The organism is Mesorhizobium sp. CNPSo 4684 (assembly GCF_057784315.1).
Window position 1 is genome coordinate 30851 of record NZ_JBWLUX010000040.1, and the last position, 25176, is coordinate 56026.

Consider the following 25176-nt stretch of genomic DNA (forward strand, 5'->3'; position numbering starts at 1 on the left):
TCTACAATCGGAAACGACCAATGGAATCGGCTGACCTGCAAGGCATCGTCGCCTTCGTCCAGGTGGTGGAGGCCGGCAGCTTCACCGGTGCCGGCGAGCGTATGCATGTGACCAAATCGGCGGTCGGCAAGACGATTGCGCAGTTGGAGCAGCGCCTCGGCGTTCGCCTGCTAAACCGCACCACTCGCAGCCTCAGCCCAACCAGCGAAGGCGTCAGCTACTATGAAGCCTGTGTCAGGGCGCTGGCTGAGATCGAGGCCGCCCACTCGTTGATTGCCTTGCGTCGCCAGGTGCCTTCCGGCCGGCTTCGTGTCGACGTGCCTCTGGCCTTCGGCCGCCGCTGTGTCGCCCCTGTTCTGTTCGATCTTTCCAGGCAGTTCCCGGATCTGACCGTAGAAATCTCCTTCAATGACCGGCGCGTCGACTTGATAGAGGAAGGCATCGATCTCGCCATCCGCATGGGCGATCTCGACGATAGCCTGTCGCTCGCCGCGCGTCGCATCTATGCCCAGCGCTCGGCAATCTGCGCCGCCCCTGCCTATCTCGAAAACCACGGCAGGCCGCGATCGATCGAGGATCTTGCCGCCCACAGCGTCATCGGTTACGGCCGCGACGGCGTCGTCCGGCCCTGGACCGTAAGGCATAGCGACGGACATCTCGGAAAATTCGTGCCCAAAGCGCGGCTCGTCCTCGGTCATGGCGAACCGATGCTGGATGCAGCGCTTGCGGGCTGCGGTATTGCCTTTCTGCCAACCTGGCTGGCGGCCGACTGCCTCAAAAGCGGCGAACTCGAGATGGTTCTGTCGGATTGTCTGGTCGAAAACGTCGCGGTGCATGCCATCTGGCCGGCGACACGCAACCTGGCGCCGAAGATTCGCGTCGTCGTCGATGCCCTGGTCGAGTGTTTTTCGTCGCCGCCTTGGGATGCCGCTTGAAAGACCCGCGTCTTGAAAAATCGCGGCCATCTATTTTCGAAAACCGCGCGGCAATGCTATTGACCCCTGATGCTATACGTCGAAATCGCTACCGTGGTCGTCCTCATCTGTGTGAACGGCCTTCTGTCGATGTCCGAGCTCGCCATCGTTTCGTCGCGCCCGGCACGGCTCAAAGCGATGATCGACCGCGGCGTCAATGGCGCCGGGCGCGCGCTGGCGCTCGGCTCCAACCCCGGCAAATTCCTGTCGTCGGTGCAGATCGGCATCACCTTGGTCGGCGTGCTGTCGGGCGCCTTCTCCGGTGCCACGCTGGGCGACAGGCTGTCCGTCTTCCTGGCCTCGACCGGCATCCGCGAAAGCGTCGCCGATCCGCTCGGCGTGGGCATCGTCGTCGCCATCATCACCTATTTCTCGCTGATTGTCGGCGAACTGGTGCCCAAGCAGATCGCATTGCGCGATCCGGAACGCGTCGCCGCCCGCGCCGCCCCGGCGATGACCATCCTCGCCACCGTCTCGGCGCCGCTCGTCTTCCTGCTCGACATTTCCGGCCGCGCCATATTGTGGCTGCTCGGCCAGCGCGGCGAAAGCGACGAGAAGGTCACCGACGAGGAGATCAAGATGCTGGTCGCCGAGGCCGAGCATCACGGCACCATCGAATCCGACGAGCGCCGCATGATTGCCGGCGTCATGCGGCTTGGCGACCGCGCCGTGCGTGCGGTGATGACGCCGCGCACCGAAGTCGACTGGATCAATCTGCAGGCCGATGAGAGCGCCATCCGCAAGCTGTTGATGGACACCCAGCATTCGCGCCTGCCGGCGGGCGATGGCGGCGTCGATGTCATGGTCGGCGTCGTCCAGACCCGCGACGTGCTGGCGGCGATCCTTGCCGGCCGCGCGCTCGACCCACGCAAGCATGTGCGCGCCGCCCCCATTGTCTATGACCAGGCCGACGCGTTGGACGTGCTGCAGAAGCTGAAGGATTCCGACGTGCCGATGGCGCTGGTGCATGACGAATACGGTCATTTCGAAGGCATCGTCACCCCCGCCGATATTCTCGAAGCCATCACCGGCGTCTTCCGCGCCGACCTCGACGCCGGCGAGGAGGAAAACGCCGTCAAGCGCGAGGACGGCTCATGGCTGCTCGCCGGCTACATGCAGGCCGACGAGATGGCGGAAGTTCTCGGCATCGACCTGCCGGAAAACCGCGACTACGAGACCGTCGCCGGCTATGTGCTGTCGCACATGCACCATCTGCCGGCTACCGGCGAATGCGTCGACGCGCAAGGCTGGCGCTTCGAGGTCGTCGACCTCGACGGCCGCCGCATCGACAAGCTGATCGCCACCCGCCTGCCGAGCGGCCATCGCGAAGTGGTGCGCTGACAACAGCGCCGCTTCAGACCGCAGCTTCGATCGGTTCGGCAAGTCTGGGATTGGAACGCGAGGCGATCAGGCAACTGGCAACGATCAGGGCTGCTCCCGCCAGCGTGGTCCAGGTCGCCGCCTCGTCGAAGAACAGCCAGCCAAACACGATCGCCCAGATGAAGGCCGAGTACTCCGTCGGGATCAGATATTGCGCTTCGGCGCGCGCATAGGACCAGCTCATCAGGTATTGGCCGGAGAGCGACAGTGCCGTCACGCCGGCCAAGGGAAGCCAGAGATTGCCCGGCAGGTAAACCGCCAGCCAGGGCGCGGCGGGGAGAAGGACAGCGGCAACGCACAGGTTCTGGAACAGCATGATCTCGACTGGTTTGGCCACCAGCGCCTGCCGCCGCGAGAGGATCAGATTGTAGGCGTAGAACACCGTCGATGCGAGCACAGCCACCGTGCCAAGCAGAACGTCCCCGGTATAGTTCCCTTGCCCGAACTGTCCGGCCATGATGATGACGACACCGGCGATGCCCGCCAGCGACGCCCAGATCGCCTGCCGCTGTATGCGTTCGCCCAAGAGCAGCGCGGCCAGCAGAAGAGCAAACAGCGGTGCGACGAAACTAAGCCCGATCCCATCCGCCAGCGGCAGCCTGGCAAGCCCCCAGAAGAACGACAGCAGGACGATACCGACGACGATGGCACGCAGCGCATGCAGCTTGAGCACGGAAGGCTTGGGAAGCGCGCGCGGCCCCGCCGCCCAGGCCGTGCCCGCGACCACGGTCGCAAGCATGCTTCGCCACAGCACCGTGTTGTAGACGCCGACGGCGATGACCAGCACCTTCATCGCCGCATCCATGGCCGACAGAAGGAAGATCGCAAGCGCGCAGACCAGCACCGGGATCATGGGGGAAACGACGCCTGTCAGGCTGGGTGATTTCACGGGGACCGCTCATGTGATGGATCGCGGCCGATATATCAGGGTAAAACGGCAGGGCCAGATGGCAGCCCTGTCCATAAGCCGGTCCAAGACAAGTTCGCCTCAGTGCGCGTCCGGCGGCGGCGCCTTCGGTGCGACGTTGCGCAGGAACGGGACCAGCGCCGTGGCGATGACGAAGGCAACCATGATGACCAGGAACGCATCGGCATAGGCCATGGTGGAAGCCTCGCGATAGGCAAGCTGCCAGAGCTGCTTCAGCGCCGCGGCATGACCATCGTCGACAGCACCCGGCAACTGCCCATAGCGCTGGCCGACATTGTCGAGGAGCCGCATCGCCGCCTCGTTTTGCGGAGTCAGATGCGAGGCGATGGTCAGGAAATGGAAGTTGGTGCGGTCGTTCAGGATCGCGCCACAAATGGCGATGCCCACCGCGCCGCCCAGATTGCGCATCGTGTTGAACAGGCCACTGGCATATTTCAGCCGCTCCGGCGGCAGGCTGCCGAGGCCGAGATTGACGCTTGGCGCCACGGCGAAGACCTGCGGAAAACCACGAAAGATCTGCGGCAGAAGCAGTTGCGCGGCGCCCCACTGGCTGGTGATGGCGCTGAAGCTCCACATCGAGGCGCCGAAGGATGCCAGCCCGAACATCATCAGCCAGCGCGTGTCGAAGCGCTTGGCGAGGAAGATGTAGACGGGCACGCCGACCATCGAGGCGACGCCGGTGGAAAACACCGCCAACCCGGTCTGGAAGGCGTCGTAGCCGCGGACATAGCCGAGGAACAGCGGCGTCAGATAGATCGTGGCAAAGATGCCGATGCCGGTGACGAAGGAGAGGAAGCAGCCGATGGCAAAGTTGCGGTTGCCGAAGGCGCGAAAGTCGACCACCGGCTGCGCATAGGTCAGGCTGCGGATGACGAACAGAACCAGGGTAACGCTGGCAATGATGGCGCCGTTGCGGATCGTTGCGTCGTCGAACCAGTTCCAGCGTGTGCCCTCCTCCAGCACATATTCGGCCGTGCCGAGGCTGACCGCCATCAGCACCATTCCGATATAGTCAGCACCCTTCAGCAGCGACGGATCGGCCTTGTCGATCTTGACCAGCAGCGCGACGAGGATGGTGATGATGGTGCCGGGAATGACGTTGACATAAAACAGCCAATGCCAGTTCAGCGTATCGGTGATCCACCCGCCGATCACCGGGCCGAGCGTCGGCGCGATCGACGCGATGCTGCCGACCACCGCCGCCGCATAGACCCGCCTCGGCCCCTGGAAATAGTGGAACGACGAGGTGAACACAGTCGGGATCATCGACGCGCCGAGCAACCCCTGCAGTGCGCGGAACACGATCATGCTTTCGATGCTCCAGGCGAAGCCGCACAGCATGCTGGCCAGCGTGAAGCCGGCTGCCGAGAAGGTGAAAAGCCAGCGTGTCGAGAACACGCGGGTGAGCCAGCCCGACAGCGGGATGACGATGATTTCCGCCACGAGGTAAGAAGTCTGCACCCAGCCGATCTGGTCCTGCGCCGCCGACAGGCCGCCACCAATATCCTGCAGCGAGGACGCCACGATCTGGATGTCGAGCAGCGCGATGAACATCCCGACGCACATCACCATGAACGGCAGGATGCTGGTGATGAAGGATTCCTGGCGCTCCGGCATGGCGTCCTCAGCGTGATGCGGTATCGACGGTGACCGTTGTCGACAGACCCGGCCGCAGCGCGACTTTCTGCGCCTGGTCCTGGTCGATCGTGATCCGGACCGGGACACGCTGGACGATCTTGGTGAAATTGCCGGTCGCATTCTGCGGCGGGATCACGCTGAAGATCGCCCCCGTCGCCGGCCCCAGGCTGGTGACGTGACCTTTGAGCGGCGCATCGGGTGCAATGTCGGTGTAGACCGTCGCAGCCTGGCCGTCGGTCATGTCGCGCAGCTGGTCTTCCTTGAAATTGGCGTCGACCCACAGGCCGGAGGCCGGAACGATGGTCAGGAGATAGCTGCCCGGCGAGACATAGCTGCCGACTTGCGCCAGCCTATTGCCGACGACGCCGTCGATGGGTGCGCGTATCTCAGTGAAGCCGAGATCGAGCTCAGCCGTATCGACATCCGCCTTGGCGGCCGCCACCGCAGCGGTCGCTTCCGCGATCTGGGTGTTGAGCACGTCAAGCTGCTGCTTGGCGGCTGCCAGCCCGGCGCGCGAGGCGGCAACGGTAGCCTTGGCCTGACTGTCGGCGGCGAGGCTTCTCTGCGCATCCTGCTGCGTTCCGGCCCGGGTGCTGGCCAGCACTTCATAGCGCTTGGCATCCTGGGCGGTGAAAGTCGCGGCAGCGCTCTTGGCTTCGAGATCGGCCTCGGCCTGCTCGATCACCGAATTCTGCAACGATATCTGGGCGCGCAGATTGTCGAGGGCCGATTGCTGCTGCTGGACGGAAGCCTGCGCATGCTCCAGCGCCGCCCTGAACGGCCGGTCGTCGATGCGGATGATGAGCTGTCCCGCGGCGACGTGCTGGTTGTCCTCGACAAGGATCTGATCGATGTGGCCGGCGACCCGCGGCGCCAGCGGCGTGACGTTGCCGCCAACATAGGCATCGTCGGTCGAGACGAGGAAGCGGCCGCCCTGCCACCACTCGACGCCATACCATCCGGCGGCGCCGACGACGATCACGGCTGCCAGCGTTAGCCACGGCTTGCGGCGCTTTTTGGCGGGTGCGGGGATTTGCACGACCGGGGGCTGCGCCGGCTGCAGCTCGGCGGCCGAAAGAACCTTGTTCATTGGCGGCGCGCCTCATCCGACCTGTGCTCAATCACCGTATTCTCTATAAGCGGAAGGCCTGAGCCCGCGCTGCTGAAGCGATATCGCTGCCGCATACGGTTGGTGGCAGTCGGCCCAGTCGCCAGGGTGAAGCCCTCGCTGTCGAGTTCACTGCCGGTTTGGCGGTCGACCAGAACCGGCTCGGCCCAGCGTCCATCCGCCCTGTCCACCATCACCAGGCTCGGGCCTTCGGGGGCCAGATGCTTGTTGCCCCAGGCGAGCAGCGAGAGGAGAACCGGGCGAAAATCGCGCGCCTTGGCGGTCAGCACATATTCATGGCGAAGCGGCCGTTCGCAGTAGACGCGCTTTTCGAACAGGCCGCGCTCGACAAGGCTGTTCAGCCGCCGCGTCAGAATGTTGGGCGCAATGTCCAGGCTCTTTTGAAACTGGTCGAAGCGCGTCAGGCCCTGGAACGCGTCCCTTAGCAGCAGGATGCTCCACCACTCACCGACAGCATCGAGGCTGCGCGCAATCGGACATGGGCGATTTTCGAAGCTTGTCTTTGCAACCATGACAACGGTCTCTTTCATAATGAAAGTTACAGATAGCGGTGTGAGTTGCATTATGCAATTCACTCGGACGTGATCGAGCAAGGGACACGAGCGCGTGGCGGCTCAAGGTCGGCAAGCAATGCCCGCGACGTGGCGTCAGAAGGGCTTTGTCAGATGCTCGCCTGCATGGCGAAGTACGGACTCCGAAAGCAGCCTGCCTCACCCATGATTGATCCACTGAGAGATTGGGAAACGCAGCCAAAGCCTCTATATCGGTAGCCATGGATGCATCGAACGAACACGCGCTAAACGACGAGCTTCTCCAAGATATCCAGCGTCTGTCCTTCGAGTATTTTCTCAACGAGGCCAATCCTGCCAACGGCCTGGTCGCCGACCGCAACACGCAGGCGTCGCCTGCCAGCATAGCCGCCGTCGGCCTCGCTTTGTCGTCCTATCCCGTCGGTGTCGAACGCGGTTTCATGACGCGCGCGGCCGCAATCGAGCGCACGCTCGCCACGCTCCGTTTCTTCTGGAACGCTCCGCATGGGCCAGAGCCCGATGCCACCGGCTACAAGGGTTTCTACTATCATTTCCTCGACATGCAGACCGGCCGCCGCGTCTGGAAGTGCGAGCTGTCCACGGTCGATACCGCGCTCCTGCTTGCGGGCGTTCTGGCCGCCGGCGCCTATTTTGACCAGGACGATGGATCCGAACTGGAAATCCGCCGGCTCGCCGATGCGCTCTACCGCCGCGTCGACTGGCGTTGGGCACAAAATGGCGGCCCCACCGTCACCCATGGCTGGCGGCCTGAAAAAGGCTTCCTGCGCTATCGCTGGGAAGGATTTGACGAAGCGCTGATCCTGTACGTGCTGGGTTTGGGCTCGCCAACCCATCCGCTGCCGCCCGAGAGCTACGCGGCCTGGCTGTCCAGCTACAAGTGGAAGACAATCTACGGCCGCGAACTGGTCTATGCCGGCCCGCTCTTCATCCACCAGTTCTCGCATATCTGGATCGATTTTCGCGGCATCCGCGATGCCTTCATGCGCGATCACGACAGCGACTATTTCCAGAACAGCCGCCAGGCGACCTATCTGCAGCGCGACTACGCCATCCGCAATCCAAAGGGGCTAAGCGGCTATGGCGAGAATTGCTGGGGTCTCACCGCCAGCGACGGCCCAGGCCCGCCAAAGCGTGAAATGAGGCTCGATGGCCGCCGCTTCTTCGGCTATCTCGCGCGCGGCGCGCCTTTCGGCCCCGATGACGGCACGCTGTCGCCATGGGCGGCGATTACCTCCCTGCCCTTTGCGCCGGAAATCGTGCTGCCGGCGTTACGCCATTTTCACGAGATGGACCTGCACGTCGGCAATCCTTACGGCTTCGTCGCAAGCTTCAATCCGACGATCGCCGCAGCCGACGGCCGCGCCTGTGGCTGGGTATCGTCGGACCACGTCGGCATCAATCAGGGGCCGATCGCCCTGATGATCGAGAATTACCGGTCGGACTTCCTGTGGCAGCTGATGCGCGGCGTGCCGGCCGTCGCCACCGGACTGCGCCGAGCCGGATTTTCCGGCGGTTGGCTATGACGGGCGGCGATCCATCACGCATGGTCGTCAACGAAAAGGGCGGCGCAAGCGCCGCCCCTTGGGAAGATGATTTGATCCTTGGGAGGATAAGGCTCAGGCCGCCTGGGCTTCGCCGGCAATCGCGTCGGCCTGACGCGCAGCCTTGAGCACCCGGGCCCACCAGGCGACATCGTTGACCAGCGCGGCAGCAGCCTGGTTCAGATGCTCGATCTCCTCGAGCTTCTTTTCGCCCTGGCGTACCGCCAGGAAATCGCCCCAGGCGATGTGAACGGCGGACTTGACCGGCGCCATCTGCAGCTCAACGGCGGCAAGGCGCAGGTGCTCGACAGCACGCGAGCCGCCGACGCTGCCATAGCCGACGAAGCCGGCCGGCTTCTTGTTCCATTCATTGGCGGCATAGTCGATGGCGTTCTTCAGCACAGCGGTCGGGCCGTGATTGTATTCGGCGGCGGTGAAGATGAAGCCGTCGAACTCGGCGACCTTCTTCTGCCAACGCTGCGCAACTTCGTTCTGCGACGGTGCCCAGGCGGACGAGGCAACTTCATCGAAGAAGGGCAGCGGCCAGTCGCGCAGGTCAACGATCTCGACATCGATGTCGGCATGCGATTTTGCGATCTTGGCGATCCACTGGGCGGGCACATCGGCGAAACGCGCGGCGCGTGTCGAACCGACGACAATGGCGATTTTGGGCTTGGACATGGGGCTCTCCATATATGTAAAAGCTGGTATCGTTTGGATACCGGCGCTATATGAGATACTGTCAAACCACTGCGCAAGGAGGCACCGTTTTGTTACTGAGGCACCCGCACAACACCGAAGACTGCCGCGCCGTCTCGGAAATCCTGCAGCGCGTCGGCGACAAATGGACCGTTCTGGTCGTCGGCAAGCTCGGCGGCGGACCGCTGCGTTTCAATGAATTGCGCGCCGCAGTCGGCGGCATTTCGCAGAAGATGCTGACCACCACTTTGCGTGGCCTGGAGCGCGACGGTTTCGTCACCCGGACCGTGTTCCCGACCATACCGCCACGCGTCGATTACGAGCTGACCGAGCTAGGCCATGAGCTGCTGGTCCCGGTCGGTGCGCTGGGCGAATGGGCTCGTAAAAACACCGTACGCGTCCAGGCAGCGCGCGAAAAATTCGACGGCGTGCACGCCTGAAACCCTTGCAGCGCAAGGACTTCGTTCTCGAAGACACGCAGTTCAGATTTGGCTGGGTCCGCCTGGCATCCTCGGCCACGCCGTCGCGATCCAGCTGCCGCATCTCGTTCGCCGGCGCACCATCATTTTGAGGCGAATAAGCGTCCTCGCTGAGAGGCCTTCAGGCCTTTGACGCAGGGTTGCTGCAACACATCGTGCTGCACGTATCGGCCCTTGCAGTCCGCTGGTTGTCGACTGTCCGGTCGTGCTTGCAGGCGACGCTCGGAAGTTCTTTCCTGATCTCGGTATAGGCGGTGGTGCCAAGCAGACAGATCACCGCGACAAGGGCCGCCACTAGCCAGCCGTTCAGCATGTGTTGACGCATTGTCTTCCCTCCGCCATCCGCAAAATCGGATGGGAAGGCAACCATTGGATGTCGCGCAGCGCATCGCCCGCGTGGGGGATGTTACATAAGCGCAAGCCTGGAAGAATCGACTGCGTCAGCTTTCCGCTGGAATCGGCTTCGGCTTGCCGTCGCTATCCAGCGCCACCATGACAAAATCGGCATGGGTGACCTTCTCCATCAGATCGGAGAGGTAGCGTTGTGCCCAGGCTTCGACCTTGAGCGTCATCGACGTGCGGCCGACGCGCTCGACATGGGTGTAGATGCACAGCGTGTCGCCGATCTTCATCGCCTTGGCGAAGGACATCTCCTTGACCGCCGCCGTCACCACGCGGCCCTTGGCGCGCTCCGCGGCGCGGATGCCGCAGGCAAGGTCCATTTGCGCCATCACCCAGCCGCCAAAGATATCGCCGGCCGCATTGGCATCGGCCGGCATGGCCAGCGTGCGCAAGGTCAGATCGCCGATCGGCTGTCCGTCCGCGTAATGCACCATGCGCCAAATCCCCTGAAACGATTGCCCTCGATCCCGTAGCGTCACGGCGCCGGGAGGTCAACGCGATGTGCGAGGCTGGTGGCGCAATGTCGTTTCCCTGCTGGCATTTCCGAACCAGGCGTGTCGCGGTCGCATTTTTCACAACGCATGCCGGAAGGCGCGGCGACGCGTCGAGCCTGCCGCGTCTAGGCTGCGGCCAGTTTTCCGGAGCCGTCCAAATTCACATGCAGACCTATGATTTCATCATCGTCGGCTCCGGCTCGGCTGGCTCGGTTCTAGCCGACAAACTGTCGGCTTCCGGCCGCTACTCCGTGCTGGTGCTGGAAGCTGGCGGCACCGACCGCCGTTTTTACGTCCAGATGCCGCTCGGTTATGGCAAGACCTTCTTCGACCCGGCGGTCAACTGGAACTACAAGACCGAACCGGACCCCGGTCTCGGCGGCAATGTCGACCATTGGCCGCGCGGCAAGCTGCTTGGCGGCTCAAGCTCGATCAATGCCATGGTCTGGATCAGGGGTGCGCGCGAAGACTTTGACGACTGGCGCGATGCCGGCAATCCCGGCTGGGGCTATGACGATCTGCTGCCGGGCTTCAAGGCGCTCGAGGACAATGAGGCCGGCGCCGATGCATGGCGCGGCACCGGCGGCCCGCTGCACATCACCGACACGACGAACGCCGTGCATCCGCTGACCAAACGCTACCTTGCTGCCGGCCAGCAGGCGGGCCTGCCGCTCAATCCCGACTTCAACGGCGCCGCCCAGGAAGGCGTCGGCGTCTACCAGATCTCAACCAAAAATGGCCGCCGCATGTCGGCCGCGCGCGCCTTCCTGCGCCCGGCGATGAAACGCGCGAATGTGCGCGTCGAAACCAATGCGGTGGCAAGCAAAATTCTGTTCGAAGGCAAGCGCGCCGTCGGTATCGAGTACCAGCAGAACGGCGAGACCAAGACCGCCCGCGCCGGTCGCGAGGTCATCCTCTCCGCCGGCTCGATCAACTCGCCACAGCTGCTGCAGCTGTCCGGCGTCGGCCCCTCGGCGCTGCTCAAGGGCCTCGGCATTCCTGTCGTCCACGCCAACGAAAATGTCGGCGCGCATCTGCAGGACCATGTCGGCATCAACTACACTTTCAAGGGCAAGGTGCCGACGCTGAACCAGATCCTGCGGCCCTGGTGGGGCAAACTGCTGGTCGGCATGCAATACATCCTGACGCGCTCGGGTCCGCTGTCGCTGTCGATGAACCATGGCGGCGGCTTCTTCCGCACCGACCCGGCGTTCTCGCGCCCCAACATGCAGCTTTATTTCCAGGCCTTCTCGACCGTTATTCCAAAGAGCGGCGAGCGGCCTATCCTGACGCCGGACCCATGGCCGGGCTTTTCCATCGGCCTGTCCAACTGTCGCCCGTCGAGCCGCGGCGAGATCATGATCCGCTCCAGCAATCCGCTGGACTATCCCAAGATCGTCGCCAACGCCTACGCCACCAATGCCGATGTCGACGAGATGCTGGCGGCGGTGAAATTCGTGCGCAAGATCGCCTCGATGCCGGCCATGGCCGAGATCATCGCGGAGGAGGTTTTGCCGGGGCCATCGATCCAGTCGGACGCCGACCTGATCACGGATTTCAGGAAGCGCTCGGGCACCGTCTATCACCCGGTCTCGACCTGCCGCATGGGCCCCGATGCCGGGCAGGCGGTCGTCGATCCGCGCCTGAAGGTGCACGGGCTCGACGGCCTGCGCGTCATCGACGCCTCGATCTTTCCCGCCAACATCACCGGCAACACCAACGCCGCCGCCATCATGACCGGATGGAAGGGCGCCGAACTGGTTCTGGAGGACCAAAAATGAAGATCACCGACGTCAAGACCTGGGTTGTCGGCAATCCGCCGCCAGGCATCGGCGGCAAGTATTTCATCTTCGTCAAGCTGACCACCGATGGCGGTGTCGTCGGCTATGGCGAGGCCTACAACGCCACCTTCTCGGCCCACACGACCGCGAAAATGGTCGAGGACATGGCCGAGCGCTATCTCGTCGGGCGCGACCCGCACGACATCGAGAACTTTTTCCGCCGCGCCTATTCCTCCGGCTTCACCCAGCGCCCGGATGTTTCCGGCATGGGCTGTTTTTCCGCACTCGAAATGGCCTGTTGGGACATCATCGGCAAGGAAGCCAACAAGCCGGTCTACAAATTGCTCGGCGGCCAGGTGCACGAGACGCTGCGCTCCTACACCTATCTCTATCCGCACACCGGCAGTGTCCATTCCGAGGACGCGCCGGACGGCAGGAATGTCTACAACGATCCCGAATTGGCGGCAGCCTGCGCGCTCGAATATGTCGAGCAGGGTTTTAACGCCGTCAAGCTCGACCCGGCGGGGCCTTACACCGCTTTCGACGGCCACCAGCCGCGCCTCATCGACATCGATGTCTCCACCCGCATGATCAAGGCGATCCGCGAGGCGGTCGGCACCCGCGCCGATATTCTGTTCGGCACGCATGGCCAGTTCACGGCATCGGGCGCGCTGCGCATGGCGCGCGCCATCGAACCTTACGATCCGCTGTGGTTCGAAGAGCCGGTGCCGCCCGATATGCCCGAAGTGATGGCGCAGGTTGCCCGCGGCACGTCGATCCCGATCGCCACCGGCGAAAGGCTGACGACGAAATTCGAATTCGCCCGCGTCATCGAGAACCGCGCCGCGACCATCCTGCAGCCGGACCTCGGCCGTTCCGGCGGCATTCTCGAAACCAAGAAGATCGCCGCCATGGCCGAGGCCTACCACATCCAGGTCGCGCCGCACTGCTATTGCGGGCCGATCGTCGGCGCCGCCAACATCCAGCTGGCGGTGACGCTGCCCAACTTTCTCATCCTGGAATCGCTGAAGCAGTGGGACGGTTTCCACGCCACGCTCCTGAAGAAGAAGATCGAGTGGCAGGACGGCAATGTCATCCCCTCGAAAGAGCCCGGCCTCGGCGTCGAGCTCAACGAAGCCGTCTGCGATGCGCACCCTTACACCGGCAAGGATTTGCATTTGCAGATGATGCAGACGCCGCTGATGCCGTGAGCGAGCGCTACGCCTTCATCGGCCTTGGCCATCTCGGCGGCAACCTTGCCGCCAGCCTTCTGCGCAACGGTTTTGCCGTCATCGTCTTCGACCGCGACCCCGCTGCGGTCGAGCGCCTCGTCGCGCTCGGCGCGGGGGCAGCAGCGAGCCCTGCCGAAGCGGCGGCGCAGGCCGGCAACGCCATCACTTGTCTGCCCTCGCCCAAGGTCAGCGAAGCTGTGCTGACTGGTGCCGACGGCCTGCTCGAAGGCCTACCCAAGGGTGGCACCTGGATCGAGATGTCGACCAATGGTCGCGATGAGATTCTGCGCCTCGCCACGCTCGCCTCGGCCAAAGGCATCGAGACCTTGGAGTGCCCGGTCACCGGCGGCGTGCACCTCGCAGCGGTCGGCAAGATCACCGCGCTGGTCGGCGGCGATGCTGCCCTCTACGAGCGACATCGGCCGGCCATCGAAGCAATGTGCGCAAAATCGTTCCTGATGGGACCGATCGGGTCGGCGGCGGTGATCAAGGTCATCACCAACATGCTGGCCTTCATCCATCTCGTCGCCGCCGGCGAAGCGCTGATGCTGGCCAAACAGGGCGGGCTGGATCTCGCCCAGTCCTACCACGCCATCGTCGCGTCCTCGGGCAACAGCTTCGTCCATGAGACCGAAAGTCAGCTCATCCTCAACGGCTCCTACGACATCGGCTTCACCATGGACCTGGCGTTGAAGGACCTCGGCTTCGCGCTTCGTATGGCCGAACAATCGGGCGTACCGCTCGACCTTGCCACGCGCGTCAACGCGATTTTCGAGCAGGGCAAAGCGGCCTATGGCGGCAGCGCCTGGTCGACCCAGATCGTCAAACTGCTAGAGGATGCGGTCGGAACCGACCTGCGCGCGCCCGGCTTCCCGTCCAAACTTGAGACCTAGCCGACAAAGCATTTAGCCAATGTCTTCAGTGGCTTGGTCGGGCCTTCAGAATCAGCGCCTAAGGCACTTGATTCAATATCTCAGCGTCAGCGCTCCGGGCAAAATCTCGAACGTCGCGGGAATACGCCCCGGCGACTCGCCATCTATGTCGACAAGCGCGCCATTTTTCTCGACATCGCCGAGCGGTTCGACCACCACTTTCCGGCCTCGCAGGATCGTGATGGCCGGATGGTTGCGGTGCCGTCCGCCATAGAGCAGGCGGATGTCCCAGATCAGCTTCAGCTTGCCCGCCGCGCGCAGGATGACGATGTCGAACTGACCATCGGCCAGCTCAGCGTCCGGCGCAATCATCATGCCGCCGCCGAAGAATTTGCCGTTGGCCACCGCCACCAGCGCCATGCGCGCTTCGACCGGCATGCCGTCGTCGACGGTGATCCGGACGTCCTGGAAACGGTAGCGGATGAACTCGACCACGGTGCGCCAGAAAAACAGCGCCTTGGCCGACATCTTGCCCTTGCGCTTGTCGGCATTGACCGCGCGGTCGGTGGCGCCGGACAGGCCGAGGCTGGCGATGTTGATGAAGTGGCGGCTGGCCAGCGCGCCATGATCATCGATGTAGCAGATGCGCCCGGCATCGACCTTGCGGGCCTTGGCTTCGGCGATCCGCTTCAGCACTGCGTCCACCTCTTTCGGCATGCCAAGCCCGCGAGCGAAGTCGATCCCTGTGCCGCAAGGCAGCAGGCCGAGTTCGGTTGTCCGGCCGTTCTCATCGAATGCCTGCAGCAACCCATCCGCCACCTCACTGGCGGTGCCGTCGCCGCCGGCTGCGATCACCAGATCGAAACCGCTGGCCGCGAGGTCGAGCGCCAATCTTTCGGCATCGCCCTCGGCCTGCGTCTCGCGCAGCTCGAAGTCGCCGAAATGGGTTTTCAGAGACGCGGCGACCTCCGGCCAATGCCGTTTCAGCCGGCCGCCACCGGCAATCGGATTGAGCACAACCCCGACTTTCAAAGCGCACCCTCCCCGCACCGAGCCGATAGGCGCGATGCTTTGCCGGCATTGAAACCCGCGCCTGCGTGCGGAGCAAGGGGTACAACCGGCTGGGCGTCAAAAAGCGGGCAGGCTGTCTAAGGCAGCCGACGCCGAGATTCCGAGGTTTGTGGCAAACCGTCCCCGATAATCCCGTTATCCACAGGTTCGCCCCCATTCCCCAAAACCCTTACCCGGCGTAAGTTTAACCTATCTCAGGCGGCTACCGATCGCCACGTCGAAAGGCAAAGCGAAAAGGCGGATTTCCTGAGGCCCGTACGGCCCGAAGCGAGAGCAGGCTTGCCTGTTCGAGGGACGGATGCCGAGACCTACGGGGCCGCGGAAAGCGTGCGAACGCCAACGGCGGACCGATGCTGCCATGAAGGACGGCAAAAACCTTCGATGGCACGCTGAGCAAAGCTCGCAAGAGCGGAGAACGGCGTGGCCTGGAACGGGCATCGCCCTCGGGTGGTGACTGGCAGGGCCGTCAAAATCAAGGCCGGCATGGCGCGACATCTCTAGGGAAGTTGCTGCCCGACCGTGTCCTGATCTGACAGGGAGGCGCTGGGAGAAATCCCGGCGCCGACTGTCTTTCGGGCCTTCACATACCTTTCCAGCTGGGGCTGCAACCCTCGGTAAAATCGGCCAACATCCTGTCGACGGCCGAGCTTGTGGCGCCCGAAGGCGCCCGCGCGCTGTTCAGCCAGCCGATACCGGTCGATCCGGCCACCCATCGCACCGGGCTGATCGTCGTCGTGCGCAAGCTGCACCTTGTGCTGCCGGCTCTGATCAAGGCCAGCGCCAGGCTGGAACACGTCCACGATTACTGAAACCGCGACTGCCGTCCTGCGACGAGGCCGGCCTCCATGCGGCCTACTTCTTTGGCCCGATGCCCGGGATCAAATTGAGGCCGGCGTTGATATATTCCGGCCGTATGGCGCCGCTGATGATCGTGAAGGTGGCCAGCATGATGCTGGCCAGCGCCCCGTCATGCCATGGCCTGAAGGCGAGAGCATCGACAGCGTAAGCCCAGAACGGGAAGGCGAGCATCGACATGACGATGTTGGCGCCGGGAGCCTCCGCATTGTCGGCGGCATCGCTCACCGATTTAAGATAGATTGGCGTCATTGCCAGCGCGATGATCAACACGATCCATGAAATGTTCCAGATGCTGAAGCCGGCCATTTTGACCGTGTGTATAGCGGCCCGCACAGCGCCGGGAACATCGGTGGATTTCTCATCCAGCGCCTTTGCCAAAGCCTTGGCTACCGGCTCCTCGGCCGCGTTGTCGAGAATGGAATTAACGAAAATGAAGAATGCCACGACTTCGGCGGGCACATATTTCGCCACCCGGTCAAGATAACCATCGCCGCCTTTCGAGTCCGTTTCGCCCTGACCGTTCTGCCCGCCTTCGTCGTCTTCAGCGCCTGCAACGGCCTCAAGCCCCGGTCTGCCTTTCGACACCACCGCGGACCGGACAATTCTTCCCATGGTAACCCCTCCGATATTTATTGTATCGCCCCATCAGTATCGTAATAGAAAACCGCTCCAGGAAACAGTTGTCGTTGCGATAGAAGGCAATATTTATTTTGCCCTTCTTTCGCAAACGCACCATGGTCGCCGCCCTATCTGCTCCCGGGCATCTCGAAATCCACCTATAGTGAGCCTTTCCCGAAACCGCATCGCCTGGCTCATTGCGCGACCGTGGCCAAAATACCGCCTTGTTCGCGCGCGATGGAAAGTGAACTGCCGGGGGGCAATCCGAGGACAAGACCGTGATCAAGACCGCCCTTGTCGCCATGACCATCGTCGGTTGCGACTGCGACGCCAAGCTTTGCGAATATATCGGCGAGACGCCGGCGAAGTGGGCAACCATCGCCGACTGCGAAGCGGCGATGAAAAGCCAGATGCTGCACCAGAAGAACTTCGACTATCCGCTGGTCTCCGGCATCTGCCGCACCAAGGGGTCGGCATCCTCTTCCCAACTGGCGGCGACCGCATCCGGCCCGGAACTGAAGCCGGCCAGCCGGAGTGTTCAATCCGAAAGCCCGTTGCCGCCGGAACTGAGCCGTCGGCCGAGCGTGCCCGTCGGCTCACCGACGACGGCCATGGAAGCAGCAGCGGCCCGGCCCGTCGCCTACGAGCAAATGGTCGATGGCGGAACCGGCGTGCTCTACCGCACCAGGAACGGCTATGCCGTGGTCAAGACCGATCTCGGCCGTGCCGCATCGGCAACGGTCAGCATCGCCAAGCGATCCGCGAACTGGCTGGCAGGGCTGGTGCCGAGCGGGTTGTGAGCGGCTGGCCGTTCGGGCCAACACCTCAGCGTCGCACTGCCGTTGAAAACTCCAGATAGATGCATGATGGTGTCAGGCATCAGAACGAAGGAGTGCCCTTTCATGAAGCGCGCTGTTCGGACCATGCTGTCCCTGATGCTGGCGTTACCTCCGATCCCTGCCGGAGCGCAAAGTCAGGGCGACGACAAGGTTGTCAACGTCGCAAGGGACGATCCGGACATGGCGGCGGCCATCGCGCAGGCGCACGCCAGCCTCGATCAATTCCTGGCCTTGTCGGACGCACCGCCGGCCGGAACCACCGACTACAAATTGAAGGTCGCGGTCAAGGACGGCGACACTTCGGAACACTTCTTCTGGATCATCCCCTTCCACAAGACCGCGACCGGCTTCGCCGGAACGTTGTCGAATGAACCGCAGGCCGTGCACAACGTGGTCGCCGGCCAGGAACTCGAATTCACCCGGGACGATGTTTCCGACGGGGGATACACCAGGAACGGCCGTCAGGTCGGCAGCTTCACCGTCTGCGTGCTGTTCAAGACGATATCGAAGGAAGAAGCGGACTATTATCGCGAGAATTACGGCTTCGACTGCTAACGCGAGTCAGCTGGGCTGAACCTCCCCATCCGTCGCGCCGATCTTGCGCACCAGCGCCGCCGTCGCCAGGATCGACCCCATATCGGCGATCATCGGCGCTATGTGGCTGGTGTAGTCGAGCGGCACGGAAATGGCGGGCAGCTCGAAAAAGTTCTTCGGCTGCGGCAAAAGCAGGAAACCGTCGCTGCCGTTGAGCGCCACCCGCGCCGGATCGTCGCGCCATGTCTCATGCAGCCATTTCAGCGCCTGCGCCAGCCGGCCGGTGACCAGCGGCTGGGCGGCGGCGACATTGTCGGTGCGGAATTCATAGTCACTATCGAGCAGCGGGTCACCGCTCGACAGCTCCTGCATCTTGCCGGCGAAGATGCCACGGAAGAAGCCGACGACCGCATTGCTGCGCCGCGTCGCCACCAATGTGCCGGGAAATGGCGCGATCGTCTCGAAGGCGACGATGACGCCCTTGAAGACCGTCGACGAGCCTTTGCCGGTGCCTTGGCGCAACTCCGCCTCATAAAGCTCGAACGGAAACTCCTCGTAGCGGCCTGACACGATGTCGTCGAAGCTCTGCCGGTTGAAGGTGCCGACCACGGCGCGCGGCAGCCGGTCGAAGGAATTCGGCGTCACGCTATGCTGATAGCGCACATCCCTGATGAAGCCGAAAATGATCGGCAGCAGCGTGTCGCGGAACGATTGCTGCAGCCGCGTCGCCGGTCTCATCGCCAGGAAATAGAGCAGCAGCGCCGCGAAGAAACCAACGACATAGAGGAACACATGCGGTGTCGAGAACCACTGCTCGTTCAAGTCGGCGACCTTGTTGAACAGCCAGGCCACCAGCGCGACGAAGCCCAGCAGCAGCCCGAGAAACACCGGCACCCGCCAGCGCACCTGGCGATAGGCCGAGGCGCGTCCGGCCTCATAGGCTTCGATGTTTTTCCTGATGCCGGCGACCACCGCTTCATCAGGCATGAACTCAGCTGCTTCCATCGCCCCCTCGCAAGCTTGACGGTGTTTATGATAGCCGCTTTTGCGGCAAAGTCGTCAATCGCCGAAAATCGCCTTCAGCCGGGCCTCCACCTTGCCCTTCATCCCGCCCGTCAGCGCCTCGACCGAAACCAGCCGCTCATGTCCGCCGGCGCGCAGCCGCATGAAGGGATGCATCCGGTAGCCGGCGATTGCGCCGCGCTTGCCGAGATCCGCGCTGACGTCGACGACGAAAATGCCGCCGATGCGGCCTGGCCATGGCTGGCGCGCCAGCGCCGTGCCGAGAAAGTCGCCGAGCCCATAGGCGACGAGTGTCTTGCCGACCCACTGCACCGGCTGCACGACATGGGCGTGGTGCCCGGCAATCAGCCCGACGCCATGCGAGGCAAGCTGCCTGGCCAGCGCCAGCGTCTGCGGGTGCGGAAAATGCCGAAACTCCCAGTCCCAGTGCGGAATGGCGCAGCGCAGATCGATGCTCTTGTCCGCCGCACCTCGCTGCCATGCCGCCGGATCGCTCTGCATCGACACACGCTCGCTGAACCGCGCGGCGTCGGCATTGCGCCACAGCGTGAAGGCGGCAAAGCCGATCGTCAGCGGCCCGGCCTTGACCTGCTCGACTGGTCCCTGCTTTGCGGTGCCGATGGTGCGGATGCCGAGCCGCTTCAGCGCCGCAACCGTCTCGTCGAAACCGGCGATACCCTGGTCGAGCACGTGGTTGTTGGCCAGCGACAGCACCAGTTTTTCGCGCGCGATACCGACGGCGGTAAGTGCCTCGGCGACAAACCGCTCGCTCATCGCATGGTGCGTACCGAGCCGCGTACCAAGCGCCACGCTTGGCCGCTCGACCACCGGACTTTCGCAATTGCCGATCACCAGATCGGCCGAAGCCAGCAGCTTTGCGATAGCCGGATCGCATTCGGGCGCGCTGCGATTGGCCACCGCCGAAATGTCGCCGACAAACGCCAGCCGCACCTTCCGCGCCGGCGGCGGATCGATGATGGTTGTCGCCGCGATCGGCGCAAAGTCCCTGACATCGCCGCCGAGCGACGGTTTCAGGAAGCGCGGCAGCCATGACAGTTTGTAGGAAAGCGGATAGTTCGACACGCGACGCCCAATCGTTTGCCCAATCGGTTGGCTTGTGTAGACGGTCTGCCCGGGAAGTGTCGACCGTCAGCCTCGAAACACTGCCGCTCGTGATGGGCAGACGCGGCGCACTGAATACGTGTATGGTCCGCGCAATGGCATAGTGGAGGAATGAGATGACACGTGTAGCAAGCTTGTTGGCGTCCGCCTTCCTTCTTATGCTGCCCTTGTCGTCGGCGTCCGCCGCGGCGCCCGAAGCGGCAACCGCTTTGTTCGAGGCGAAAACCGTGGCCGACCGCAATGCCGCGCTGACCACGCTCGAGGCTGCGGCGTCAGGCGATCCCGCATCGGCCTATGCCGCCGGCGCAGGCGAATTCTTCACCGCGCTGGAAATCCTCGCCGGCGGCCTGCACCGCCACGGCTTCGACAGCCCGCAATCCTTCATGCTGCCGCTGATGCGGCTTCCGGTTCCCGACAATCCCAACCCCGAACCGCTGACCTATGAACAGTTCCGCGCCATTCTGGTCGCCTTCCGCGACCGCCTGGAGAAATCCGCCGCCACGCTGGGCTCTGTGCCGGCAGACGCCGATATCGGCATGGTCATCGACCTCACCCATGTCGGCATCGACCTCAACGAGGACGGCACCATCGCGCCGGACGAAAGCATGGCCGCCATCATGGCCTCGCTGTCGCGCGGCGGCATCACGTCGGACGCCGCCGCTCCCTCACTCGCCTTCCGCTTCGACCGCGCCGACGGCTACTGGCTGCAAGGCTATGCCGAGTTCCTGATGGCGCAAGCCGATTTCTGGCTGGCGCATGATTTCAGGAACATGTTCGACGGCTCGTTCCACATGCTGTTCCCGCACGCCAAACTGCCGCTGCAGGACATTCTCGTGCCGCTGGATGGCGGCACCAGCGGCGGCATGCTGGCCTCCGAATGGCGCATTGCCGACTTCATCTCGCTGGTGCACCTCGTCAACTGGCCGGTGGTCGAGCCCGAGCGCCGACAGGCGGCGCGCCGCCATCTCCTGGAAATGATCCGGCTGTCGCGCGAAGACTGGAAGGCGATCCGCACTGAGACCGACAATGACCGCGAATGGCTGCCCGGCCCGCAGCAGAAGGGCGCCAACCCGCTGACCGGCCTCGAAGTCGGCGAGGAGCAGGTGCAGGCATGGCTTGCCACTTTGACAATGGCCGAGGATCTGCTCGAAGGCCGCACGCTGCTGCCGCATTTCCGCATCGCCGACAAGGGCATCAACATGAAGCGCTTCTTCGAGGAGCCGAAAAATTTCGACCTGGTGCTGTCGATCACCGGCCCGGCCATCGCGCCCTATCTCGAGAGCGGCAAGATCCTGACCAACGACGAGTTCGACCAGATCCAGCGCCAGTTCGGCGGCGCCGGGTTTTTGACCTTCGCGCTGTGGTTCAACTGAAGGCAATCGCCAGGCACTCGCGCCACAGCTCCTGACACCCTTGTGTCAGCAGCCTCGGTTCTGCCAATGCCCCGCGCCACTGCACCCTTTCCATTTTGGCGGACTCTGCCCATATTCGGGGCATGGCCAAACTCCCCGACAAAAAGACGCCCTCGACGGCGGGTGACAACAGCGCTTCGCCGCCCAAGCGGCGCAGCCCGCTGACCGATTTCCTCGATGCCTCGGAGCCGCTGCACAAGGGCGGCTTCGCCGAAGCGCCGCAGGCCGACTTCACCGGCACGCCGCTGACCGGCTCGATTGCGGACTGGGCCGAGCAGATCGAGCAGGAGGCCGAGAAGGAAGGCCTGAGAATCTCCCCCCTTGAGGGGGAGATGTCGCCGAAGGCGACAGAGGGGGTCGTCGCAGAAGGCACCGCCGGAGCGCCGAGACCGGTCCAACCGACCCCACCCGGCGGCTCCGCCGCCACCCTCCCCTCGAGGGGGAGGGAAGCCGCAAAGTCGAAAAAGATCCCCGAGCGTTCCGCCGCGCCCGGCCGAAGTTCGCGCGGCACCTCAATGGGCGGCGCGGCCACGGCCCGCGAACGCACGGCAGCCGGCCTCAACCCGGTCGCCGGCCTCGACATCTCGCTGGAAGACGCCGAGACGATGGCCTCGGGCAGCGTCACCGCCACGGTCGCGGCGCTGTCGGCGCTGATCGAATCCGGCAATCCGCTGCACAAGGACGGCGTGCTGTGGACGCCGCACCGCCCTGCCCGCCCGGAAAAATCCGAAGGCGGCATCGCCATCAAGATGGTGTCGGATTTCGAGCCAGCCGGCGACCAGCCGACCGCCATCAAGGACCTCGTCGAAGGCGTCGACAACAACGACCGCACCCAGGTGCTGCTCGGCGTCACCGGTTCCGGCAAGACTTTCACCATGGCCAAGGTGATCGAGGAGACGCAGCGCCCTGCTTTGATCCTGGCGCCCAACAAGACGCTGGCCGCGCAGCTCTATTCCGAGTTCAAAAAATTCTTCCCCGACAACGCGGTCGAGTATTTCGTCTCCTACTACGACTACTACCAGCCGGAGGCCTACGTCCCGCGCACCGACACCTTCATCGAGAAGGAATCCTCGATCAACGAGCAGATCGACCGCATGCGCCATTCGGCGACGCGCTCGCTGCTCGAGCGCGACGACGTCATCATCGTTGCCTCGGTGTCCTGCATCTACGGTATCGGTTCGGTCGAGACCTATACGGCGATGACCTTTCAGATGCAGATCGGCGACCGGCTCGACCAGCGCGCTCTGCTCGCCGACCTCGTCGCCCAGCAATACAAGCGCCAGGACATCAATTTCGTCCGCGGCTCGTTTCGCGTCCGCGGCGACACGATCGAGATCTTCCCGGCCCACCTTGAGGACCGCGCCTGGCGCATCTCGATGTTCGGCGACGAGATCGAGGCGATCACCGAATTCGACCCGCTCACCGGCCAGAAGACCGGCGAGCTGAAAAGCGTCAAGATTTACGCCAATTCGCACTATGTGACACCGCGCCCGACCTTGAATCAAGCCATCAAGTCGATCAAGGAAGAGCTCAAGCAGCGTCTGCAAGAGCTTGAAAAGGCTGGGCGTCTGCTGGAGGCGCAAAGGCTGGAGCAGCGTACCCGCTTCGATCTCGAAATGCTGGAAGCCACCGGCTCCTGCGCCGGCATCGAGAACTATTCGCGCTACCTCACCGGCCGCCAGCCGGGCGATCCACCGCCGACCTTGTTCGAATACATTCCCGACAACGCGCTGGTCTTCGTCGACGAAAGCCACGTCACCGTGCCGCAGATCGGCGGCATGTATCGCGGCGACTTTCGTCGCAAGGCGACGCTGGCCGAGTATGGGTTCCGCTTGCCGTCCTGCATGGACAACCGGCCGCTGCGTTTCGAGGAATGGGACGCGATGCGTCCGCTCTCGGTCGCGGTGTCGGCGACGCCCGGCGGCTGGGAAATGGAACAGTCCGGCGGCGTCTTTGCCGAGCAGGTCATCCGCCCGACCGGCCTCATCGATCCGCCGGTCGAGGTACGCCCGGCCAAGAGCCAGGTCGATGACGTCGTCGGCGAGATCCGCGACACCACGGCCGCCGGCTACCGCACGCTGGTGACGGTGCTGACCAAGCGCATGGCCGAAGACCTGACCGAATATTTGCATGAGCAAGGCATCCGCGTGCGCTACATGCACTCCGACATCGACACGCTGGAGCGCATCGAGATCCTGCGCGACCTGCGGCTCGGCGCCTTCGACGTCCTGGTCGGCATCAACCTGTTGCGCGAAGGTCTCGACATTCCCGAATGCGGCTTCGTCGCCATCCTCGATGCCGACAAGGAAGGCTTCCTGCGTTCCGAAACGTCGCTGATCCAGACCATCGGCCGCGCCGCTCGCAACGTTGACGGCAAGGTCATCCTCTATGCCGACCAGATCACCGGCTCGATGGAGCGGGCGATGGCCGAGACCAACCGCCGCCGCGAAAAGCAGATGGAGTGGAACGCGGCCAACGGCATCACCCCGGAATCGGTCAAGTCGCGCATCTCCGACATTCTGGATTCGGTCTACGAGAAGGACCATGTCCGCGCCGACATCTCGCAGTTCACCGACGGCGCCGGCGCGATGATGGGCAACAATCTCAAGGCCCATCTCGACGCCATGGAAAAACAGATGCGCGACGCCGCAGCCAATCTCGACTTCGAAAAGGCCGCCCGCATCCGCGACGAGATCAAGCGGCTGCGCGAGATGGAACTGTCGATCTCGGAAGACCCGCTGGCCAAATATGCCGACATGGAAAGCCCGGTCTCCGGCCGCGAGAAGGGCAAGCACAACAAGGGCGTGGCCAAACACCGTACGGCTGAGGAGCAGGAGCGTTTCCGCAAGTTCGACGAGGCACGTGCCGCCGAAGAGGCGGCCAGGGCTGCCCGGTCCAACCTCTTCCGCAAGCCGGCGCTCGACGAAATGGGCGCCGACGGCGCCGTGCCGGTGAAGAAGCCGCTGTTTGCAAAACCGTCGCTGGACGATATGGGGCCTGGCACCGACATGCCGACGCCGTCAGGCGCGGTCTCGCGTTCGCTGTTCAAGAAACAGTCGGCGCAAGAAGCGCATGGCTCCGACTTCGGCATTCCGGGCGAGGCCACCAAGCCGCTGTTCAAGAAGAACTCGCTGGACGAGATGACTGTGCGCCGCACGGAGAAGCCGGTTGAGGGAAGAGTGCCGGCCAAGCCACAGCCAATCTCCCCCCTGGTGGGGGCCGGCAGGACAGAGGGGGGCGCGAAGGATCGCAGCGATTCAGCCAAGCCCATCGTCCGCCAGCGCCCCGGTATTGGTTCCTACGAAGACCCAGGCGACGCCCGTCGCGAAAAGCGCCGACCGGGCAAGACCGGCAGGCCGGGGAAGTAGCGCCTTTCCCTTCTCCCCCTGTGGGAGAAGGTGGATCGGCGCGATAGCGCCGAGACGGTTGAGGGGTGTTCCAGCGGAGTGAGACGTCGGCGTTCCCTGGAGCACCCTCATCCGACCGAGCTTCGCTCGGCCACCTTCTCCCACAAGGGGAGCTCCAGGGAACGCCGACGTCTCACTCCGCTGGAACACCCCTCAACCGTCTCGGCGCTGTCGCGCCGATCCACCTTCTCC

The 25176-nt window shown here is 63.7% G+C and carries 22 protein-coding genes; 12 read left to right on the plus strand and 10 right to left on the minus strand.

Annotated features, from left to right (window positions below):
* The first annotated feature begins 20 nt into the window (after nucleotides 1-20).
* Together AC04SG_RS28455 and AC04SG_RS28460 are read left to right on the plus strand one after the other, a co-directional pair.
* Nucleotides 21-935, plus strand: coding sequence for a LysR family transcriptional regulator (locus AC04SG_RS28455; RefSeq protein WP_488553760.1), 915 nt, complete (start codon nucleotides 21-23; stop codon nucleotides 933-935).
* A 69-nt stretch (nucleotides 936-1004) separates the two neighbouring features.
* Entirely contained in the window at nucleotides 1005-2315 is a 1311-nt protein-coding gene (locus AC04SG_RS28460; RefSeq protein ID WP_488553761.1) for a hemolysin family protein, read from the plus strand.
* 13 nt (nucleotides 2316-2328) lie between these two features.
* Here the strand turns inward: AC04SG_RS28460 and AC04SG_RS28465 are convergent, their stop codons facing one another.
* The 4 genes from AC04SG_RS28465 to AC04SG_RS28480 form a co-directional block, all read right to left on the minus strand.
* Nucleotides 2329-3207 (minus strand): DMT family transporter, encoded by an 879-nt coding sequence (locus AC04SG_RS28465; protein WP_488553777.1) that lies wholly within the window; start codon nucleotides 3205-3207, stop codon nucleotides 2329-2331.
* A 135-nt stretch (nucleotides 3208-3342) separates the two neighbouring features.
* On the minus strand, nucleotides 3343-4899 hold the full coding sequence (locus AC04SG_RS28470) for a DHA2 family efflux MFS transporter permease subunit (protein WP_488553762.1): 1557 nt from the start codon (nucleotides 4897-4899) through the stop codon (nucleotides 3343-3345).
* A gap of 7 nt (nucleotides 4900-4906) precedes the next feature.
* Entirely contained in the window at nucleotides 4907-6010 is a 1104-nt protein-coding gene (locus tag AC04SG_RS28475) for an HlyD family secretion protein (protein ID WP_488553763.1), read from the minus strand.
* Nucleotides 6007-6561, minus strand: a complete 555-nt coding sequence (locus AC04SG_RS28480; protein WP_488553778.1) for a winged helix-turn-helix transcriptional regulator — start codon at nucleotides 6559-6561, stop codon at nucleotides 6007-6009. Before AC04SG_RS28480 ends, AC04SG_RS28475 begins: the two co-directional genes overlap by 4 nt.
* 260 nt (nucleotides 6562-6821) lie before the next feature.
* Here AC04SG_RS28480 and AC04SG_RS28485 point away from each other — a divergent pair, with 260 nt between their 5' ends.
* A complete protein-coding gene (locus AC04SG_RS28485) occupies nucleotides 6822-8123 on the plus strand; it encodes a glucoamylase family protein (RefSeq protein WP_488553764.1) in 1302 nt (433 codons plus the stop codon).
* Nucleotides 8124-8216: 93 nt separating this feature from the next.
* Here the strand turns inward: AC04SG_RS28485 and AC04SG_RS28490 are convergent, their stop codons facing one another.
* Nucleotides 8217-8822 carry an NADPH-dependent FMN reductase gene (locus AC04SG_RS28490; protein ID WP_192257837.1) on the minus strand — a complete coding sequence of 202 codons (606 nt, stop codon included), beginning with the start codon at nucleotides 8820-8822 and terminating at the stop codon, nucleotides 8217-8219.
* A gap of 89 nt (nucleotides 8823-8911) precedes the next feature.
* On the opposite strand from AC04SG_RS28490, the gene AC04SG_RS28495 reads away from it, so the two are divergent.
* Nucleotides 8912-9280 carry a winged helix-turn-helix transcriptional regulator gene (locus tag AC04SG_RS28495; RefSeq protein WP_192257835.1) on the plus strand — a complete coding sequence of 123 codons (369 nt, stop codon included), beginning with the start codon at nucleotides 8912-8914 and terminating at the stop codon, nucleotides 9278-9280.
* A 479-nt stretch (nucleotides 9281-9759) separates the two neighbouring features.
* Here the strand turns inward: AC04SG_RS28495 and AC04SG_RS28500 are convergent, their stop codons facing one another.
* Complete coding sequence (locus AC04SG_RS28500; protein ID WP_112561014.1) at nucleotides 9760-10155, minus strand: acyl-CoA thioesterase; 396 nt, start codon at nucleotides 10153-10155, stop codon at nucleotides 9760-9762.
* A gap of 224 nt (nucleotides 10156-10379) precedes the next feature.
* Between AC04SG_RS28500 and AC04SG_RS28505 the strand changes: the two genes are divergently transcribed.
* From AC04SG_RS28505 to AC04SG_RS28515, 3 genes are read left to right on the plus strand one after another with little or no spacing between them, the layout of a single operon-like run.
* Entirely contained in the window at nucleotides 10380-11996 is a 1617-nt protein-coding gene (locus AC04SG_RS28505) for a GMC family oxidoreductase (RefSeq protein WP_488553765.1), read from the plus strand.
* Nucleotides 11993-13207: a mandelate racemase/muconate lactonizing enzyme family protein gene (locus AC04SG_RS28510; protein ID WP_352556450.1), complete on the plus strand. Its 1215-nt coding sequence runs from the start codon at nucleotides 11993-11995 to the stop codon at nucleotides 13205-13207. Before AC04SG_RS28505 ends, AC04SG_RS28510 begins: the two co-directional genes overlap by 4 nt.
* Nucleotides 13204-14121, plus strand: a complete 918-nt coding sequence (locus AC04SG_RS28515) for an NAD(P)-dependent oxidoreductase (protein WP_488553766.1) — start codon at nucleotides 13204-13206, stop codon at nucleotides 14119-14121. Before AC04SG_RS28510 ends, AC04SG_RS28515 begins: the two co-directional genes overlap by 4 nt.
* A 72-nt stretch (nucleotides 14122-14193) precedes the next feature.
* On the opposite strand, the gene AC04SG_RS28520 is transcribed toward AC04SG_RS28515, so the two are convergent.
* Entirely contained in the window at nucleotides 14194-15132 is a 939-nt protein-coding gene (locus AC04SG_RS28520) for a diacylglycerol/lipid kinase family protein (protein ID WP_488553767.1), read from the minus strand.
* A gap of 689 nt (nucleotides 15133-15821) precedes the next feature.
* Here AC04SG_RS28520 and AC04SG_RS28525 point away from each other — a divergent pair.
* Nucleotides 15822-15980, plus strand: a complete 159-nt coding sequence (locus AC04SG_RS28525; protein WP_488553768.1) for a hypothetical protein — start codon at nucleotides 15822-15824, stop codon at nucleotides 15978-15980.
* A 43-nt stretch (nucleotides 15981-16023) separates the two neighbouring features.
* Here AC04SG_RS28525 and AC04SG_RS28530 read toward each other — a convergent pair whose 3' ends face one another.
* Nucleotides 16024-16641, minus strand: a complete 618-nt coding sequence (locus AC04SG_RS28530) for a hypothetical protein (RefSeq protein ID WP_488553769.1) — start codon at nucleotides 16639-16641, stop codon at nucleotides 16024-16026.
* Nucleotides 16642-16925: 284 nt separating this feature from the next.
* Between AC04SG_RS28530 and AC04SG_RS28535 the strand changes: the two genes are divergently transcribed.
* Together AC04SG_RS28535 and AC04SG_RS28540 are read left to right on the plus strand one after the other, a co-directional pair.
* The gene (locus AC04SG_RS28535) at nucleotides 16926-17447 is read left to right on the plus strand and encodes a hypothetical protein (RefSeq protein ID WP_488553770.1); all 522 of its coding nucleotides are present in this window, start codon (nucleotides 16926-16928) and stop codon (nucleotides 17445-17447) included.
* A gap of 102 nt (nucleotides 17448-17549) precedes the next feature.
* On the plus strand, nucleotides 17550-18041 hold the full coding sequence (locus AC04SG_RS28540; protein ID WP_488553771.1) for a YegJ family protein: 492 nt from the start codon (nucleotides 17550-17552) through the stop codon (nucleotides 18039-18041).
* Between the two features lie 6 nt (nucleotides 18042-18047).
* On the opposite strand, the gene AC04SG_RS28545 is transcribed toward AC04SG_RS28540, so the two are convergent.
* Complete coding sequence (locus AC04SG_RS28545; RefSeq protein WP_488553772.1) at nucleotides 18048-19025, minus strand: hypothetical protein; 978 nt, start codon at nucleotides 19023-19025, stop codon at nucleotides 18048-18050.
* A 54-nt stretch (nucleotides 19026-19079) separates the two neighbouring features.
* Nucleotides 19080-20126, minus strand: coding sequence for a CapA family protein (locus tag AC04SG_RS28550; RefSeq protein ID WP_488553773.1), 1047 nt, complete (start codon nucleotides 20124-20126; stop codon nucleotides 19080-19082).
* Between the two features lie 155 nt (nucleotides 20127-20281).
* On the opposite strand from AC04SG_RS28550, the gene AC04SG_RS28555 reads away from it, so the two are divergent.
* Nucleotides 20282-21538 (plus strand): hypothetical protein, encoded by a 1257-nt coding sequence (locus AC04SG_RS28555; protein WP_488553774.1) that lies wholly within the window; start codon nucleotides 20282-20284, stop codon nucleotides 21536-21538.
* A gap of 122 nt (nucleotides 21539-21660) precedes the next feature.
* Nucleotides 21661-24945 carry an excinuclease ABC subunit UvrB gene (gene uvrB, locus AC04SG_RS28560; protein WP_488553775.1) on the plus strand — a complete coding sequence of 1095 codons (3285 nt, stop codon included), beginning with the start codon at nucleotides 21661-21663 and terminating at the stop codon, nucleotides 24943-24945.
* Nucleotides 24946-25176: the final 231 nt, after the last annotated feature.

Bases quoted from the DNA above. Each gene is read 5' to 3' on its own strand.
- AC04SG_RS28475 (WP_488553763.1), bottom strand. From the start codon at position 6,010: ATGAACAAGGTTCTTTCGGCCGCCGAGCTGCAGCCGGCGCAGCCCCCG.
- AC04SG_RS28485 (WP_488553764.1), top strand. From the start codon at position 6,822: ATGGATGCATCGAACGAACACGCGCTAAACGACGAGCTTCTCCAAGAT.
- uvrB (WP_488553775.1), top strand. From the start codon at position 21,661: ATGGCCAAACTCCCCGACAAAAAGACGCCCTCGACGGCGGGTGACAAC.
- AC04SG_RS28500 (WP_112561014.1), bottom strand. From the start codon at position 10,155: ATGGTGCATTACGCGGACGGACAGCCGATCGGCGATCTGACCTTGCGC.
- AC04SG_RS28545 (WP_488553772.1), bottom strand. From the start codon at position 19,025: ATGGAAGCAGCTGAGTTCATGCCTGATGAAGCGGTGGTCGCCGGCATC.
- AC04SG_RS28465 (WP_488553777.1), bottom strand. From the start codon at position 3,207: ATGATCCCGGTGCTGGTCTGCGCGCTTGCGATCTTCCTTCTGTCGGCC.
- AC04SG_RS28470 (WP_488553762.1), bottom strand. From the start codon at position 4,899: ATGCCGGAGCGCCAGGAATCCTTCATCACCAGCATCCTGCCGTTCATG.
- AC04SG_RS28460 (WP_488553761.1), top strand. From the start codon at position 1,005: ATGCTATACGTCGAAATCGCTACCGTGGTCGTCCTCATCTGTGTGAAC.
- AC04SG_RS28455 (WP_488553760.1), top strand. From the start codon at position 21: ATGGAATCGGCTGACCTGCAAGGCATCGTCGCCTTCGTCCAGGTGGTG.
- AC04SG_RS28510 (WP_352556450.1), top strand. From the start codon at position 11,993: ATGAAGATCACCGACGTCAAGACCTGGGTTGTCGGCAATCCGCCGCCA.
- AC04SG_RS28530 (WP_488553769.1), bottom strand. From the start codon at position 16,641: ATGGGAAGAATTGTCCGGTCCGCGGTGGTGTCGAAAGGCAGACCGGGG.
- AC04SG_RS28490 (WP_192257837.1), bottom strand. From the start codon at position 8,822: ATGTCCAAGCCCAAAATCGCCATTGTCGTCGGTTCGACACGCGCCGCG.
- AC04SG_RS28505 (WP_488553765.1), top strand. From the start codon at position 10,380: ATGCAGACCTATGATTTCATCATCGTCGGCTCCGGCTCGGCTGGCTCG.
- AC04SG_RS28480 (WP_488553778.1), bottom strand. From the start codon at position 6,561: ATGGTTGCAAAGACAAGCTTCGAAAATCGCCCATGTCCGATTGCGCGC.
- AC04SG_RS28555 (WP_488553774.1), top strand. From the start codon at position 20,282: ATGACACGTGTAGCAAGCTTGTTGGCGTCCGCCTTCCTTCTTATGCTG.
- AC04SG_RS28540 (WP_488553771.1), top strand. From the start codon at position 17,550: ATGAAGCGCGCTGTTCGGACCATGCTGTCCCTGATGCTGGCGTTACCT.